The 16,393-nt window shown below is 60.8% G+C and carries 11 protein-coding genes and 1 pseudogene; 5 read left to right on the forward strand and 7 right to left on the reverse strand.

What is annotated here, in order from left to right; translation table 11 throughout:
• Positions 1-134: 134 nt before the first annotated feature.
• Positions 135-2,348, reverse strand: coding sequence for a DNA internalization-related competence protein ComEC/Rec2 (locus DMX11_RS10950; RefSeq protein ID WP_110744550.1), 2,214 nt, complete (start codon positions 2,346-2,348; stop codon positions 135-137).
• A 142-nt stretch (positions 2,349-2,490) separates the two neighbouring features.
• On the opposite strand from DMX11_RS10950, the pseudogene DMX11_RS10955 reads away from it, so the two are divergent.
• Positions 2,491-2,997 (forward strand): annotated as a pseudogene (locus DMX11_RS10955) (DUF2062 domain-containing protein); the annotation flags it as partial.
• A 9-nt stretch (positions 2,998-3,006) separates the two neighbouring features.
• On the opposite strand, the gene DMX11_RS10960 reads toward DMX11_RS10955, so the two are convergent.
• From DMX11_RS10960 to DMX11_RS10970, 3 genes are all read right to left on the reverse strand, one after another.
• A complete protein-coding gene (locus DMX11_RS10960) occupies positions 3,007-3,786 on the reverse strand; it encodes an ABC transporter permease (protein WP_110744551.1) in 780 nt (259 codons plus the stop codon).
• On the reverse strand, positions 3,783-4,715 hold the full coding sequence (locus tag DMX11_RS10965) for an ABC transporter ATP-binding protein (protein WP_110744552.1): 933 nt from the start codon (positions 4,713-4,715) through the stop codon (positions 3,783-3,785). The genes DMX11_RS10960 and DMX11_RS10965 overlap by 4 nt, the downstream gene beginning before the upstream one ends.
• Positions 4,716-4,861: 146 nt before the next feature.
• Positions 4,862-5,485: a glutathione S-transferase gene (locus DMX11_RS10970; RefSeq protein WP_110744553.1), complete on the reverse strand. Its 624-nt coding sequence runs from the start codon at positions 5,483-5,485 to the stop codon at positions 4,862-4,864.
• Positions 5,486-5,789: 304 nt separating this feature from the next.
• Between DMX11_RS10970 and DMX11_RS10975 the strand changes: the two genes are divergently transcribed.
• The 4 genes from DMX11_RS10975 (at position 5,790) to DMX11_RS10990 (ending at position 10,284) form a co-directional block, all read left to right on the forward strand.
• A complete protein-coding gene (locus tag DMX11_RS10975) occupies positions 5,790-8,237 on the forward strand; it encodes an acyl-CoA dehydrogenase (RefSeq protein ID WP_110744554.1) in 2,448 nt (815 codons plus the stop codon).
• Positions 8,238-8,316: 79 nt separating this feature from the next.
• Positions 8,317-8,727: a PA2817 family protein gene (locus DMX11_RS10980; RefSeq protein WP_110744555.1), complete on the forward strand. Its 411-nt coding sequence runs from the start codon at positions 8,317-8,319 to the stop codon at positions 8,725-8,727.
• A 214-nt stretch (positions 8,728-8,941) separates the two neighbouring features.
• Entirely contained in the window at positions 8,942-9,484 is a 543-nt protein-coding gene (locus DMX11_RS10985) for a fimbrial protein (protein WP_158286173.1), read from the forward strand.
• A gap of 164 nt (positions 9,485-9,648) precedes the next feature.
• Positions 9,649-10,284 carry a molecular chaperone gene (locus DMX11_RS10990; protein ID WP_110744606.1) on the forward strand — a complete coding sequence of 212 codons (636 nt, stop codon included), beginning with the start codon at positions 9,649-9,651 and terminating at the stop codon, positions 10,282-10,284.
• A gap of 5 nt (positions 10,285-10,289) precedes the next feature.
• Here DMX11_RS10990 and DMX11_RS10995 read toward each other — a convergent pair whose 3' ends face one another.
• The 3 genes from DMX11_RS10995 to DMX11_RS11005 form a co-directional block, all read right to left on the reverse strand.
• Positions 10,290-11,786: a hypothetical protein gene (locus DMX11_RS10995; RefSeq protein WP_110744556.1), complete on the reverse strand. Its 1,497-nt coding sequence runs from the start codon at positions 11,784-11,786 to the stop codon at positions 10,290-10,292.
• A gap of 60 nt (positions 11,787-11,846) precedes the next feature.
• On the reverse strand, positions 11,847-14,045 hold the full coding sequence (locus tag DMX11_RS11000) for an autotransporter outer membrane beta-barrel domain-containing protein (RefSeq protein ID WP_110744557.1): 2,199 nt from the start codon (positions 14,043-14,045) through the stop codon (positions 11,847-11,849).
• A 144-nt stretch (positions 14,046-14,189) separates the two neighbouring features.
• Complete coding sequence (locus DMX11_RS11005; protein WP_146230350.1) at positions 14,190-16,205, reverse strand: hypothetical protein; 2,016 nt, start codon at positions 16,203-16,205, stop codon at positions 14,190-14,192.
• Positions 16,206-16,393: the final 188 nt, after the last annotated feature.

Consider the following 16,393-nt stretch of genomic DNA (forward strand, 5'->3'; position numbering starts at 1 on the left):
ACGCGCGCAGATCCCGCAGGCATAATTGGCCCGAAACAAGCGTAGGAGCGAGCACAGCTCGCGATGCGCCGCGCGGGCGGCGCTCGATCTCATGGGCGCTAAACCTGTAACGCCGTACACCCAGCAGTCCCCCTTTAATCCTGTTGAGCCCGCCAAAACCGTCGCTGCCCCCGAACGAACTCAACGTCTCCCAGCCGCCCCAACACCAACCGCAACGCCCCCTCCACCGCCGTATCATGCACCACCACCCCATGTCGCCCATACCGCTCCACCACCTGCACATGCGGGTGCCCGAAGCTGTTGTTGCGCCCTCGTGAAATCAATACCCCCCGCGGCGCGGTCGCCCGGATGAACGCCTCGGTGGACGAGCTGCGGCTGCCATGGTGCGGCGCCTGCAGCCAGTCGATACGCGGCGCTTCAGTCTCTGCCAGCCAGGCCCGTTCGGCCGCTGCCTCCATATCCCCCGCCAGCAGCAAGCGCTCGCCCTGCGCCTCTATCAACAGCACGCAGGAACGGTCATTGCTGCTCTGCCCGTCCGCCCAGCGCCAGAGCGAAAAATGCACGCCATCCCAGTCCCATTGTTCGCCACTGACGCAAGGCTGCAATTGCACGTCATCCAGCGCTTCCCCACCGATCGCCCGCCTGACCGGCAGACCACGTTGTATTGCCGCAGCACCGCCAGCATGGTCAGCATGTGCATGGCTGATCACCATCAGGTCAAGGCTGCCCACCCCCAGCTTGCGCAGCGTCGGCAGCACCACCCGCTCCCCTAGGTCGCTTTCCCCCCTGGCCGGCCCGGCATCGTAGAGCAGGTTGTGATGCCGAGTCCGCAGCAGCACCGCCAGCCCCTGACCGACATCCAATTGCCAGACCTCGACCTGGCCGAACGGCACCGGCTCCCTGGGTACCCACAGCGCCAGCAACATGACCCCACCCAGCCCGCGCAAAGGCACGCCACGGGGCAGCAGCACCAGCAGCGCACCCAGCACCACCAGTAGCCAGGCCCACCCTGGCAGCGCCGGGGGCACCCACGCCGGGCGCTGCTGCGCCACCAACGCCAGCAACCGGAACAGCCCGTCCAGCAGGCCACCCGCCAGCCACAGCAACGCTTCCCCTACCCCACCCAGCGGCAGCAGCACTGTACCCAGCAACGCCATCGGCAACACCGCCAGGCTGACCCATGGCACCGCGACAAGATTGGCCAGCGGCGCACTCAGGCTCACCGGCAACCCCGTGGCCAGCAACACTGGCAGCAAGCCGATGGCGATCACCCATTGCGCACGGGTCCAGGCCTGCCAGGGCCGCCAACCGCCCAAACGGCCGCTGAAGCAATAGATGAGCGTGGCCACGGCGGCAAACGACAGCCAGAACCCAGGCAGCAGCGCCGCCAGCGGCTCGACCAGCAGCACCACGACCAGCGCCAGCAGCAGCGGCAGCAGCGCACCGAGGTGGCGAAAGCGCAGGCGCCACAACAGCACGACTGCCAGCATCAGGCAGGCACGCTGCACCGGCACACCCGCCCCGGCCAGCCAACCGTAGGCCAGCGCAGCCGCCATGGCCAGGCCACAGGACCACGGCAGCCAAGGCAACCGAGCGGGCCACAACCCCCAATGCGCCAGCCCGGCGACCAGGCCGTACAGCAAACCGGCCACCAGGCCGATGTGTTGGCCCGAGATCACCAGCAGGTGCACCGTACCGGTGGCCTGCAACGTCTGCCAATCCTCTCGGGCCAGGCCCGCGCCGTCGCCAAGCACCAGTGCCACCAATGCGGCCTGCCGGCCATTGGCGTCGACCGCCAGCAAGCGCTGGCGCAGTGCATCGCGCCAACCACCCGTTACCGGCGCCAGCATTTGCCCGGTTTTTACCGTACCGGTGGCGCCCACCCGACGCGCCAGCAGTTGCGCCTCACGGTCGGGGCCATGTGGGTTGAGCAGCCCGGCCGGGCGCTGCAAGGTCACGGCCAGCCGCCACTGCTCACCCGCCCGCAGTGGCGGCCCGTCGAACCAGTTCAGTTGCAGCCGTCGCGGCAGTTCGGCCCGCCGCGAGCGTGCCGCCTCCACTTCGAAACGCACGCCCTGCGCAGTTCGGGCTGGCAAGCCCACCACCCGCCCCTCCAGCCACAAGGTACGGCCATCCAGGCCGGCAGCCAGTCGATCATCGAGGGCCTGCTGTGCAGACCAGCACGCCCAACACAGGCCCAGCAGGAAACAGCCCAACGGCCAAGCGCGGGTAACCAGGCTGACGGCAGCGCAGGCAGCCAGCGTTAGCAACCATCCGACCGATGGCAATCCGGGGAGAAAGCCCAGGCAGATCAGCCCGAGCGCGAGCGCAAACATCCCTGTGCGCATGAGGTAGAGCTCCAGAAGGCAGATCACCTGCTGAGGCATAGCCCAATTGCCGACAAAGCTCGCTAAACAATTGTCACAAACTCTAAACAAGGCTGATCGGGAATAAGGGCATACTGCCCGGATCAACGCTCCGGGAGCCTACATGCCGCGCCGACTGTTCAAACGCTACATGCCGGACCCGACCAGCATTCGGGAACACAAGTCGTTACGCTTTTTCGGCAAGTTGCTGCACGACCCGAATCTCTGGCACCTGAACCGCCACTCGGTGGCACGGGCCATGGGCGTAGGCCTGTTCGCGGCGCTGATCCCCATGCCGGCGCAGATGCTGCTGGCCGCCGCGTTGGCCATCCCGTTGCGCGGCAACCTGCCGATCGCGGTCAGCCTGGTGTGGCTGACCAACCCGCTGACCATGCCGCCGGTGTTCTTCGTCACCTACATGACCGGCGCCTGGCTGATGCAGGTACCGCCGCGCACCCTGCCCGACGCGCTGACCTTCCAGTGGATCACCGACCAGCTGTCGACGCTGTGGCAACCCTTTCTGCTGGGCTCGGTCGTGTGCGGTGTGGTGCTGGGCATCCTTGGCTACTTCACCACCATGCTCTACTGGCGCTGGTGGGTGGGCCGGCAGTGGCGCCTGCGCCAATGCCGGTGCAAGGCTTCAGGCACGCATGCCGCGGCCGCTGACCAGCAAGCGAACGCACAGCATGTAGAGCACCGCAGTGGCCACCAGCATGAAGGTGATCGCAGTGCCAATGCTGATATCCGACACCCCTAGAATCCCGTAGCGGAACGAGTTGACCATGTGCAGCACCGGGTTGGCCAGCGACACGGTCTGCCAGAACGGCGGCAGCAGGTTGATCGAGTAGAACACCCCGCCCAGGTAGGTCAACGGCGTCAGCACGAAGGTCGGGATGATCGAGATATCGTCGAAGTTGCGCGCAAACACCGCATTGACGAAGCCCAGCAACGAGAAGATGGTGGCGGTCAGCAGCACAACGACCACCGTCACCCCCAGGTGATGCACCTGCAGGTCGGTGAAGAACATCGACAGGATGGTCACGATCACCCCCACCGCCAAACCACGCAGCACCCCACCCAGCACATAGCCGACAAGAATGGTGTGCGGCGATACCGGCGATACCATCAACTCTTCGATCGAGCGCTGGAACTTGCTGCCGAAGAAGCTCGATACCACGTTGCCGTAGGAGTTGGTGATCACCGACATCATGATCAGCCCCGGCACGATGTACTGCATGTAGGTGAAGCCGCCCATGTCGCCGATCTGCCGGCCAATCAAGTTACCGAAGATGACGAAGTACAGCACCATGGTGATCGCAGGCGGCAGTAGCGTTTGCGGCCAGATGCGCAGGAAGCGCCGCACTTCGCGGTAGACGATGGTGTTCAAAGCGACCCAGTTGGTGCGCAGTTCCACACTCATACGGCCACCTTCGACAGGTTTTTTTCCACCAGGGACACGAACAGCTCCTCGAGACGGTTGGTCTTGTTGCGCAGGCTTTGCACTTCGATGTTCTGCAGTGCCAGCTGGCCGAACAGCGCGGTGATGCCAACCTCCTTGTCCACCTGCACTTCCAGGGTGTGCGGGGTCAGTAGCCGGCAGGGGTAACCCTGCAATACCGGCGCCGTGGCCAGGTCCTGCTTGAGGTCGAGCACGAAGGTTTCCACATGCAGTTTGCCCAGCAACTGGCGCATGCTGGTGTTCTCGACAATGGTGCCATGGTCGATGATGCCGATGTTGCGGCACAGCTGCTCAGCCTCCTCAAGGTAGTGGGTGGTGAGGATGATGGTGATGCCCTTCTGGTTCAGCTCGGTGAGGAAGCTCCACATCGAGCGGCGCAGCTCGATATCCACCCCGGCGGTAGGTTCGTCCAGGATCAGCAGCCGCGGTTCGTGGATCAATGCACGGGCAATCATCAGACGCCGCTTCATGCCGCCGGACAACGAGCGCGACTGCACATCGCGTTTGTCCCACAGGCCCAGTTGGGTCAGGTACTGCTCGGCGCGTTCCTTGGCCAGCTTGGGCGGGATGCCGTAGTACCCGGCCTGGGTCACGACGATGTCGAAGGTTTTTTCGAACTGGTTGAAGTTGAATTCTTGCGGCACTACCCCCAGGCAACGCTTGAGCGCTGAGGGCTCGCGGTCCAGGTCGTGACCGAACACGTTCACTGTGCCGCTGGTCTTGTTCACCAGGGTCGAGAGAATGCCGATGGTGGTGGATTTACCGGCGCCGTTGGGGCCGAGCAAGGCGAAGAAGTCGCCTTCGGCAACATCGAGGTCGATGCCTTTGAGGGCCTGAAAGCCATTGCCGTAGGTCTTGGTCAGCTGTCGGATGGACAGGGCAGAACTCATAGCGGGTCGCTTACCGAAGAAAAAGGTGCAGGGACGCGCCAGGCGAAGTCACTGGCGCAGTGAGTGCGGCCCATGGTGCAAGGCCTGGCCGCACAAGTACAGTCATGTGTATTGATAGTGACTATCGAACCAGCCGCGGTGTTCGATCAGGTGAGTGCGGTCATCACGGCTGCCTGGTAGGCCGGGCGGGCCTTGAGGCGCTCGTACCAGGCCTGCAGATGGTACATGGCCGGGCGCTCGATGGGCATTTCGAACCAGGCGTAGATAAAGCTACCCAGTGGGATGTCGCCCATGCCGATCTGGTCACCGGACAGATACGGTTGCGTGGCCAGGGTTTCGTCGGCGATGGCCAGCAACTGGGCGCACTGCTTGTGCGCGGCATTGATCGCGACCCAGTCGCGCTGGTCTTCCGGCGTGCGCAGCAGGCCCCAGAACAGCGGGCGGAACGGTGTAGCGAAGGACGAAGTGGTCCAATCCATCCACTTGTCAGCCAGGGCGCGTTGGCGCGGGTCTTCCAGGTACCAGCCCTGCTCTGCGCCGTATTCGGCACACAGGTAGCGGACGATGGTGTTGGACTCCCATAACGTCAGGTCGCCGTCCTCCAGCACCGGTACCAGGCCATTGGGGTTGCGGGCGCGGTAGTGCGGCTCGTTGATCACACCAAAGGCGCCACCGGCATCGATGGACTCGAAGCTAAGGCCCAGTTCGTGGGCGATCCACAGCGCCTTGCGCACATTGCTCGAATTCTTGCGGCCCCAGATCTTCAGCATGGCAACGTCCTTTTGAATGCGGAGGTGGCACAGTCTACTCCAGACTTTCACCGCCTGTACTGGCCTCTTCGCGGGACAAGCCCGCTGCCACAGGTCCAGAATTGAGCAAGACAGTCGCTCCCACCACCGGCTTCAAGCTACTGGTATTCCTCTGGGGTTTACCCGCCAATGAGCCGGTACAGGCGTATGAATGAACTGAAACTCCCACCGCCACACCCTGTCACTGTTCTGAACAGACTGTTCACAGCGTGGCGTCTAAGCTGTCTGGAACGGCTCAAGCCCTTGGTTCCAAGGAGGACCGATTATGTTGGTGTTGTGGTTGGTAGTGTTAGTGATCGGCGCGGCGTACCTCACGCACCGGCGCCTGGCGCCCTTGCAGATTCTCGGCATCATGGCGGCCTATGTGCTGCTGATGGGTATTTTCAGCAATGCCCCTGGCTGGCTGCTGGCCCTGATCTGGGTGGTGCTGGCCCTGAAGGTTGCCCTGGTTGCGCTCCCACAGTGGCGACGCAACGTGTTTACCGCCCCGGTATTCCGCTGGTTCCAGCGCACCCTGCCGCCCATGTCGCAGACCGAGCGCGAAGCCATCGACGCCGGCACCGTATGGTGGGATGGCGAACTGTTCAGTGGCCGCCCTGACTGGCGCACCTTGCTGGCCTACCCGGCCCCCAAGCTGACTGAAGAAGAACAGGCCTTCATCGATGGCCCTACCGAAGCGCTGTGCGCCATGGTCAGCGACTGGCAGATTGGCCAGGACCTGGACCTGCCGCCCGAAGCCTGGGCCCATATCAAGCAACATGGCTTTTTCGCCCTGATCATCCCTAAAGAATACGGCGGCAAAGGCTTTTCCGCCTATGCCCACTCCCAGGTGGCGATGAAACTGGCCACCCGCAGCGGTGACCTGGCCTCCACGGTAATGGTGCCCAATTCCCTGGGCCCTGCCGAACTGTTGCTGCACTATGGCACCGACGAACAACGCAATCATTACCTGCCCCGCCTGGCCCGAGGCGAAGAAATCCCCTGCTTCGCCCTCACCGGCCCACTGGCCGGCTCCGACGCTGGGGCCATGCCCGATACCGGCATCATCTGCAAAGGCCAGTGGCAAGGCAAAGAAGTGATCGGCCTGCGCCTGAACTGGGAAAAGCGCTACATCACCCTCGGCCCAGTCGCCACCCTGCTGGGCCTGGCATTCAAGGCCTACGACCCGGACCACCTGCTGGGCGATGAGGAAGCACTGGGCATCAGCCTGGCGCTGATCCCTACCGATACCCCCGGGGTGGACATCGGTAAACGCCACCTGCCACTGGGCGCTGCATTCATGAACGGCCCCAACAGCGGCAAGGACGTGTTCGTCCCGCTGGACTTTCTCATTGGCGGCCAAGCCATGCTCGGCAAAGGCTGGATGATGCTGATGAACTGCCTGTCGGTGGGCCGCTCCATCTCACTGCCTGCCGTGGGTACAGGGGCGGCCAAGTACACCAGCCTGGTCACCGGCCAGTACGCCAATATCCGCGAGCAATTCAACGTGCCACTGGCTGCCTTCGAAGGTATTCAGGAATCGCTGGCGCGCATTGGCGGCAACGCCTGGCTGATGGACAGTGCCCGCCTGCTGACCGCCAAGGCCGTGGACCTGGGCGAGAAACCCTCGGTGCTATCGGCGATCCTCAAGTACCACCTGACCGAGCGTGGCCGCGAATGCATCCAGCACGCCATGGACGTGCACGGTGGCAAGGGCATCATCATGGGCCCGAACAACTACCTGGGCCGCAATTGGCAAGGGGCGCCGATCTTCATCACGGTCGAGGGCGCCAATATCCTTTCGCGCAACCTGATGATCTTCGGCCAGGGCGCCATCCGCTGTCACCCGTTCGTGCTCAAGGAAATGGCATTGGCCGGGCGTGAAGACCACGATCAGGCGCTCCAGGAATTCGATGACCTGCTGATGAAGCACATCCTGTTCGCCGCCGGCAATGCGGCCAGCACCCTGGTGTTCAACCTGGGGTTGGGGGTTTTCGAGAAAGTACCGGGGGACACGCTGAGCCAGGGGTACTTCCGGGCCCTCAACCGCCAGGCCGCGGCCTTTGCCCTGCTGGCAGACCTGTCGATGATGCTGCTGGGCGGCGCGCTCAAGCGCCGGGAACGTCTGAGTGCTCGGCTGGGCGATGTACTCAGCTACCTGTACCTGTCCAGTGCCGCGCTCAAGCGCTACCACGATCTCGGCTCGCCAGAGCACATGCAGCCCCTGCTACGCTGGGCCATGGAAGAGAGCCTGGGCCAGGCGGAGCACGCCCTGGACCGGTTGCTCGAGAACTTCCCCAACCGCTTCGTCGGCTGCGCGCTACGGGTGTTGGTGTTCCCCTTCGGTCGTCGGCACACCGGGCCGAGCGATGAGCTGGACGCCGAGGTAGCCGCGCTGATCGGGCGCAGCAAAGGGGACCCTGCACTTGAGGAGCTGCTGGCCGGTTGCTTCCGGCCGCAAGCTGACGGCGACCCGGTGGCAGCCCTGCAACGGGCCTGCGACCTGCTGGCTGAGGCGACGCCGGTGCACCATGCGCTGCATCAGGCAATCAAGGAAGGAAAGGTACGGCCGGCGCCCGGGCAGTCGGTGATCGATGCGGCAGTCGAAAGCGGCGTGCTTCAGCCTGATCAGGCGCAACGCCTGCACGCGGCCGAACAAGCGCGCCGTGCGGTGATCGATGTGGATGCCTTCGACAAGGCACAGCTGCTGCCGGAGCAAGGCAAGGTACGCTGAGACAGGGGCCGTTTTGCGGCCCCTTCCCCAACCGGCGTATACTCCGCGCCCCGTTTCAACCACCCCGAGGACCGCCCCCATGGCTAACCCCCACCTGGAATATCACCTGCAACTGCTGAACCACCTGCGTACCATACTGGTGGCCTTGGGTGAAGCAGAACAGGTACCAGAGGAAAGCCACGCCCTGTTCCTCGAACGCTTCGACGAACTGCTTACCCTGCTGCCGCAAGCCCCGCTCGAAAGCCAATACCTGGGCCAGGACCTGATCTGCCAAGTCATCCAGCGCTACCCTCAAATCGCCCACCTGGTGCCCCGCGATTTGCTGTGGTTCTTTGCAGGTGACTGTTTGCACTTCATGCCAGACGAGGAACTGGACCTTTACCAGAAACTGGAAGAGCGTCGCTACGAAGCGGAGCAGAACGATGAACCCTTCGACTGGAATCAGGAAAAGCAACTGCTGAACGCCTCGAAGCAGGGCCTCAGCCACTAACCCTGGTTACGGCTGCCCAGCTTTCTGGGCAGCGCTCCGGGCAGTGCAGCCGTACACGCACACTGTTCTTAAATCCCGCCAAAACGAAAACCTTCTCCTACAGACTTGACCTTGCGCCTTCCTTACCCTGCATCAGGTGCCATCCCCCGCAAATACGGGCACGAATGGAACATACCTGTTCAAGCTTCACGCTTGCCTTCAATTAGGAAGACGCATGAAAAAGATACTCTCCATACTCGCCATCACGTTGAGCAGCAGCGCAGCAATGGCCAACACCGGCACGATGAATTTCACCGGCACTGTCAGCCCTGGCGGCACTTGCCCTATTGATGTCGTGACACCAGGCACCGGGGTCCCCATGCCACTGCTGAACCTGGGCGACTACAAGAAAAAGGACTTTACCGGCATCGGTCAAGAAACCCCACGGGTCGGCTTTGCACTACGGATCACCCCTGACAGTACCTGCACCATCCCCACAGGTGCAGTCGCGAATGTCACCTTCACCCCAACTTACGGCCAGGCCGGCAGCGGCGACCTCTACGGCCTGCAAGATGGCTTGGGTTACACCACAGGTTTGGCCCTGAAAATTTCTGACCAAACCGGTGCAGTTGCGCCAGACACGCCGTCCATGGACTACCCGCTGAGCGATACCGATCCAACCGAGATGGTGTTCTCGGCCCGCCTGCAGACAACAGCGGATACAGTGGGTAACGGCCAGATCGCTTCGACCGTGACCTTCGTAGTCGCGATCAACTGATCATTGCCCCAAGTGCTGCAACTCGGCACCTGGGGTCCTCCAGATGCAAAAGCCTTGAACGAAGGTCCACCCTCTCGATGTCCAACATCCAGCGATTCTCCACTTTACGTCTTCTCGCGCTTGCAAGCTGCATGGCGACCACGGTTTCTACAGCACAAGCAGCGCTGACAATCGATAGCACACGCATCGTGCACGGTACCGATTCGCGTAGCTCATCGGTTATTGTCGCCAATCCCAGTAACCACACCTTCGCCGCTCAGGCCTGGGTCAACACTGAAGAAGACGATACTGTCACACCTGTCCCCTTGATCGCTTCACCTGCACTGTTCCGCCTCGACCCGGGCAAACAGCAGATGGTTCGGATCAATCGGTTGCCCAACAACTTGCCGGAAGACCGTGAGTCTTTGTTCTACTTCAATGTGCAGGAAATCCCCCAGCAGTTAGAAAGCAACGCGAACATCCTTAACATCGCCCTGCGCACCCGCATCAAGCTGTTCTATCGCCCTAGCCACCTGAAAAGCCGACCCGAAGAGCACCTCAAAGCGCTGAAATGGTCGGTGCAGACACTCAACGGCAAGGCCAACCTGGTTGTCGACAACCCCTCGCCTTATCATTACACCTTCAACCAGGTGCAAGTCGGTGCGCACAACCTGCAAGCGAGAGCGATGGTGGCGCCCTTCTCACAACAATCGTATCCGTTACCGGACAAACAGCTTGCACCCGATACCAAGGTAACCTTCTCGATCATCAACGACTACGGCGCGACATCCGAAAAACTGACAAGCGATGTTCATCTTTAGGCGGATCAGGGGACCAATGTGAGCGAAGTTCGGAAATTGCCGCTTTCAGGCCATGTCTGACCGCCATCCAGGCTCACCGTGGTCCACACGTAGAATGTAATGTCCGCTTTCAGCGTATCAAAAAAGGACCGTGGCAGGATCAGCGTTCCCCCTTGCCCAAACCCCGCCAGCATTTCCGGCTCGGTGACTGCATGCTGATCGAGCACGATATGCTCCTGCAACTGGGACTCTGCGTCGTAAGCGAATGCCCTGATCGTGACACGCTGGTCGGTACTGATGAGCCCCCAAGCGTCTTGGGTAACATGAACACCCTCCCCTACATCCTTCAGGCTTAGGTATTGGGAGCCCGCTTCCGTTATCTGAGGCCCCGGCGCAGATGGCCTGAATACAGTCAGCCTGACCTGGCGCTTGATCGACATATCGCCGCTGGCCAGGTAATACAGCGGGATGGTCTTGCCACTGTGGGCGGGCACATGCTTCAGCGGGACCATAAAGCTTCGGGTACCAGGCGCACCCTGAATGGTCACAGCCCCGACCTGGCCTGGTTCGCCCCACTGCATCTGCACAGGCTCCAGGCTACCGACGCCAGCATCCTCGGGGATCAATGCCTCCAGATCTTTCTCTAACGAACCGGTTTCCAGCACAATCGTTTCTTCCTCCCCCTTCGCCGCCGGCAGGTTAGGCCAGGAGAGCGTGCGTGGAGCAGGCGTGGCTGCCACCGTCAGTTGCAGGACAGTGGATGCGGCGCTCTGGTTGCCAGCACGATCATCGACTCGATAGTGCAGGAATCGCGGACCATCTCCACGCTCACGAATCATTTCACCGCCGTATTTCAACTTCGGTAGCGTCCCCGCCGCCACATCAGCCTGGGTGAGGCTGAGCACATCAACCAGTTCGTCACTACCCAGCTGCCGGTCCCAGTAATAGCTGATGCGGTCACCTACCTGGGGGGTATCGTAGGCGGGCAACGTCGCCAACAACTCATCGCCGTTCTGTTCCAGGTACACCACGGTCACACCGCCGGTAACCACCTCGGGAGGCGGCTGCACCTTATTGTCGCTCGCCAGGATTGGTGCCTGGCGGTCGATGGTCAGTATAAGTGGGGCTGAGTCTTCAGACGTACCACTGAAGATCTCTACCCAATATTTCAGAACAGGCTCGCCCTCCCCGAGCCTACTGGCGGGGACATGCATGATGAGGTCTGCGTCCGTCACCGGCGCGGTGAATATTCTTTGCTCGACGACATCAGTGTTCCAGAACAGCGTGAGTGTTTCCTTCCCTTTGGAGGGGTCGCTATTCAGCCACATCGGTACTTCGACCCGCAGTGGATCCTTCAGCGCACTGACAGGCAACAGGTTCATCTGCCCGCCAGGCACGTTTTCCAGCATCTGTGGCACATGCGGCGGCTTGAGAATCAACAGTTCCCGCCTGCCGCCTGACGACCTGACCATAACCTTCAGCCAAGTACGAAGCTTTGTGAACCACCCCTGAGCATTGAGCATGATGCAAGCACTCCCGCAATCCCAAAAAAAAGGGAAAGCAACGCTTTCCCTTGTTCAGTATCACCAGCTGTAATGCAAACCGACGTTAGCGCCCCAAGGCTGCTCGATCCGCTCACCGTTGCTGTAGTCAAAGTCGGCATGCAGCTGCCAGCGCTCAGCCAACGATACGGCGAGGCCAACGCCCAACTCCCCTCGGGAGCCTGCCAGGTCGCTGTCGAATTGATGATCATTGACCTTGGCATCATTGTTAGTGGCAAACTCATGGGCATAAGCCAGGCGCACATAGGGCTGGGCGACGTGCCCGTTACCCAGGTCGAAGTTGCGCCCCACGGTCGCTCCCGCCTTGCCCAGCAGTGAACGGGTGTCACCGCCCTTGACCCGCAGACCATTGTCCAGGCTATAGCTCGCGCCCTCGATGCTCACCACCGACCACTGCGTATACGGTTCGATGAAGTACCCATCGCTCAGCGGGATATTACGGCCGAACTCCAACGAGGCGCCGAGCCCGTGGTTGTTGAAATCACCATCACTGCGCTGGCCATCGCTCAGGTTGACCTCGGTGCTATTATCGAACCGGTTGAACTTGACCACGCCATCGAAGTAGTAACCGCTGGCGGCATCCAGCCACGTTGTGTACAGACCCACGTAATAGCTTTTAACCTCTGCAGAAGCCCCCCGCGCCACATCCAGGTCAGAGCTGCTGTAACCCGCCAGTACACCGGCCATCCATTGCCCGTCCCCCAAGGGTAGCGGGGCATCGGCCCCCAACGATACGCCCTGCTGCACCTGCGAGTAGGCCGCTCCCGAAGCCGGCGTGGCGTTGTACTTGTTGCCATAGGTGCGTATCCAGCCACCCGACTTGCGCTCATCCATTCGCAACTCGCCCATGCGCGTGCGCAACGTGCTCAATTCGCCGTACCACACGGTAGGTGCGGTGTTGAACAAGGCAAGGCTCGCCGCCGTCCCCGGGCTGATGACTTTGCGCGAACCATCGAGGAACCAGTCATTACCGCGCTGCGCGAGTTCGTAGGAAAAGGCGCCCAGGTCAACCGAGCCATTGAGCAGCGAAAAGCTCGCATCCCCTGCACCTGCATGTACCAGGTGCAGCGAGTTCTGCTGGCTCGGCTCGTTGCCGCTACTGCCCACTTGCAACGTGTGGCTGCCGGTTGCGGTGCCCACCTCCAGAAAGTCGGTCTGGCCATTGGCAAAATCGGCATCCATGATGAAAGTACCGTTGCCACTCAGCGTGCCCAGGGTGAGGCGCTGGTACTGCCCTGGCTCACCAAAACGCACCGAGCCACCGTTCATCGCCATGCTCCCCACCTGGCTGTCTTCCACCATGTTCCAACGTGCCTGGCTGTTGAGCGTAAGGCCTGCAACATTTTCCAGGCGGCCGGTAAGGCTGGCCTGGTTCTCCAGGGTCAAGTTGGCAGTGGAACCCGCTTCGGCGACTACATCCCCAAGCAGTTGGCTGGCATCGACGCGCATATTGGCCGTCGAGCCGCCGGCCACTTGCAGCAGTACATCGTCACCGCCCACCAGGGTCGAACCCGGGCCAACCACGATATCCACCGTCGCCGCCGGTAACGAATCGCTGCCCACGACGATCGCCGGGCCCGTCAAACCTTGCACTCGGCTATTCACCAGGGTCACCTGCGCCGTGCCGCCAGCGGCATCGCCAAACAAGCGGATACCCGCGCCACCGCCGGTGAACACGCTGTCCTGCGCGGTAAGTTCGCCATTACCGAACAGGTCCACCACCGCTCGGCTACCGTCCCCCACAAAGGTACTGCGCAGCGCGGTCAGGGCCGAGTTCGAGGATACATAGGCCCCGCCACTGGCCCCTTGTACATGGCTATCGGTGACCAGGGCCGAAGCCCCGACAGTGCCGTCCTGCAACAGGCGGATGCCGTACAGGTCCGACTTGATCGAAGCGCCCCCCTGCACTGTCGCGCTGCTGCCGGCCATCAGTCTGACGCCGTCGTGGGCACCGGTCGCGTTGATCGAGCCACCCGTCATGCTAAAGGTCGAGCTCGATTGCGCTACCACATAGTCGATCGTGGCGTCCTTGGCGGTCAGTGACGCGCCATCGCTCAACAGGTAGTCGTCGACTGGCGTCGAGGGGCCAATCACCCGCTCCCCCGAGACCGGCGTCGTGGCCGACGCCAGCGGGCTCAGTGCAAGCGCCAGGGGCGCGAACACGGCCCAGGCCAATGCCTGCGTCGTGTGGGCAACAGGACGATAACTGCGTGGGGACATTAGACAACACCTCTTCTGCTGGAAAACTCGCGACCCGGCCGGGCAGGCCGCAAGAAAAGACGGCAAATCTACTCAAACCAGCCGACTAGTTATGTCGGAAAAGTCTGATCTAGCTGTCGTGATGGGGTGTTAGCAGATATTTCGTTAACGCTTGAAGACCACCTTACATGGGCCATCGGGCGCCGCCATCGCAATCTTCTGCTCAGCGATATCCGACACGATCAGGGCATCCGGACCTTGATTACGCCGGGCTGGAGCGTCGAAGGTGTACCAGCAGTAAGCCCGCCCGGTGCGTTCAGGAGGGTTGTGATTGTACAAAGGCAGTATGTAGTCATCGTAAGGTTCAACACGCCAGGTGAAACCACTTACAGGATGCGTTGCTCCCAACGTGATCTCCTCGTCCCAACTCAAAACTTCGTCGTTACCGGTATCTGCATGCAACAGTTTCCAGTGCATGGTTACCTTGTCGTTTTCTTTCAGGCCATATTGGCTGAGATCATCGACTTTGACCCGTACCGCCCAGGGCCGAGTGGAATTGTCCGGGTCTATAAGCGATTGACAGCTCAGATAACCTGCGCCGTTGACACCTTGGAACTGTGGCTGATCCGGATGGATCACAATTGCACTGACCGCCACCTGTCGATCCGCAGAAGTGGGCTGGTTCGGGACTGTGCCGCGGGTTAGCTGGTAATGCACAGCCACATCACCATTACCGGTGCTGTGAATGTAACGCCAGGGAATCGGTCGCTCGATCAAGTCTCCTTCTTTGTCGGTATCTTTTACTGGATAGTCGGCCTGCTCGATGTGGGTTCCGCCCCAGAAGAACTCCATGAGGTCGTCCTTCTCTAGGTGCTCATAGAGTTTTACCTTTAGTGTGGCATCCTGTTGGTCATGTTCGGGAAGCAGCTTATTAGCCTCCAACGATCCCTGGCCAAACACATCGCATAGAGGCAGCCGCGGGTTAACCGGGTCAGGCCATTCCGGGTCGGGATCAGGGTCTGGCCCCACAGGCCCGAACGTTTCGAAATTGGCATTAACAGCAATGTCCTTATTACCGCGGGGCTGCCCCCCTCGAAAGACCGTATAACTGACAGGCATTGCCTTGGTACCTACGGGCGGTTCGCCATATTCATGCCGCAGTACATCAAGGCTTACGCTGAAGACCAATGGAAACGTTTCGCCTTCGCCAATCTGTCGTCGCCCAACTAGCGAGCCCGCCCAAGAAACACTGACTTCATCGGTCTGTTTCCAGTTTTCGTACTCCAGCACATGCACCTTAACGCCCTGCACCGCATCCAGCCGATCGACCAAGCCATCGTCGGCAAGCGGCACCAGTGGGGCCTGGAGGTTCGCCGGCATTGTACCGAGAGCCACCGTAACCGACCTGGGCTTGGACAAACGGCTAATATTGCCGGCCTTATCCACCAGCACGTACACCACGAACCATTCACCGTCCCCCCCGTTCTTGATCAAGGTTTCAGGAACAATCAGCTTTTGATCGGCCTCAGTGACCTCAGCCTCCCCAGCCGGAGTTACACCGCCAACATTGTCGGGAACGCTGTCGAGCCAGTAGTAGTAAACCTTATCCTTCCCGGCACGGTCGAGGTAATCCGGGAGCAGGACACTCACGGACGCGACGTTGCTATCAATTACTTCAGCAACACCCGGAACCGCGTCAGGAACATTGTCATTGTTGGGAGGCATACGGTCGAAAATCATCGCCACGGGGTCGGAGGGATAGATTGTCTGATCGTAGAACGAAGCTATTTCATAGAAAAAACTGTGGGTGCCATCAGCACCATATTCCTCTGTTCCCTTCTTCAAAACCACACGAAGTGGCAGGTCCCCTGCATTGGACTGGTCGAAGGTGCCCGCATAGATCTCTTCAACGAAATTACCAATCTTATGAAAGACGTTCAAGTTATCCTGACCATCGCTTGGTTTCGGGAGGTTCTGCCATGCAGGAATAATGATCGCCAGCTCTGCGTTAGGGTCATTCAATACTGAGGCCTTAACTGTATTATCACTCGCATCTGCCAGCACAGCATCCGGGTTTTCAATAACCGGCTCGAACATGATCACAGCGCCACTGCCCTGCATCTTGCGCGCCTCTCGGCGAACACGATCAGCTTCCGCGAATGCTTCCCTCGAACTCTTCATTACGATCATCTCCATAGTCAGGGGCCGAAAACAGCCACCAGAAACCTGCCGATGAACACTATTGAACGCGCCGTAGGTTACAACTACAACTGGCATTTTTATCAGTTTGACAGTGCGCGTTATACGCACTACCGCCCTATAAAAAAGAAAAAACCTGCACAGTAGCCAAGATGCCTCTCAGCCACCGT

The sequence above is a fragment of the Pseudomonas sp. LB-090624 genome, assembly GCF_003205205.1.
Lineage (GTDB): Bacteria > Pseudomonadota > Gammaproteobacteria > Pseudomonadales > Pseudomonadaceae > Aquipseudomonas.

What these genes read in the sequence shown, in the direction of transcription:
- DMX11_RS10950 (WP_110744550.1), bottom strand. Translation starts at nt 2,348, where the DNA reads ATGCGCACAGGGATGTTTGCGCTCGCGCTCGGGCTGATCTGCCTGGGC.
- DMX11_RS10960 (WP_110744551.1), bottom strand. Translation starts at nt 3,786, where the DNA reads ATGAGTGTGGAACTGCGCACCAACTGGGTCGCTTTGAACACCATCGTC.
- DMX11_RS10965 (WP_110744552.1), bottom strand. Translation starts at nt 4,715, where the DNA reads ATGAGTTCTGCCCTGTCCATCCGACAGCTGACCAAGACCTACGGCAAT.
- DMX11_RS10970 (WP_110744553.1), bottom strand. Translation starts at nt 5,485, where the DNA reads ATGCTGAAGATCTGGGGCCGCAAGAATTCGAGCAATGTGCGCAAGGCG.
- DMX11_RS10975 (WP_110744554.1), top strand. Translation starts at nt 5,790, where the DNA reads ATGTTGGTGTTGTGGTTGGTAGTGTTAGTGATCGGCGCGGCGTACCTC.
- DMX11_RS10980 (WP_110744555.1), top strand. Translation starts at nt 8,317, where the DNA reads ATGGCTAACCCCCACCTGGAATATCACCTGCAACTGCTGAACCACCTG.
- DMX11_RS10985 (WP_158286173.1), top strand. Translation starts at nt 8,942, where the DNA reads ATGAAAAAGATACTCTCCATACTCGCCATCACGTTGAGCAGCAGCGCA.
- DMX11_RS10995 (WP_110744556.1), bottom strand. Translation starts at nt 11,786, where the DNA reads ATGCTCAATGCTCAGGGGTGGTTCACAAAGCTTCGTACTTGGCTGAAG.
- DMX11_RS11000 (WP_110744557.1), bottom strand. Translation starts at nt 14,045, where the DNA reads ATGTCCCCACGCAGTTATCGTCCTGTTGCCCACACGACGCAGGCATTG.
- DMX11_RS11005 (WP_146230350.1), bottom strand. Translation starts at nt 16,205, where the DNA reads ATGAAGAGTTCGAGGGAAGCATTCGCGGAAGCTGATCGTGTTCGCCGA.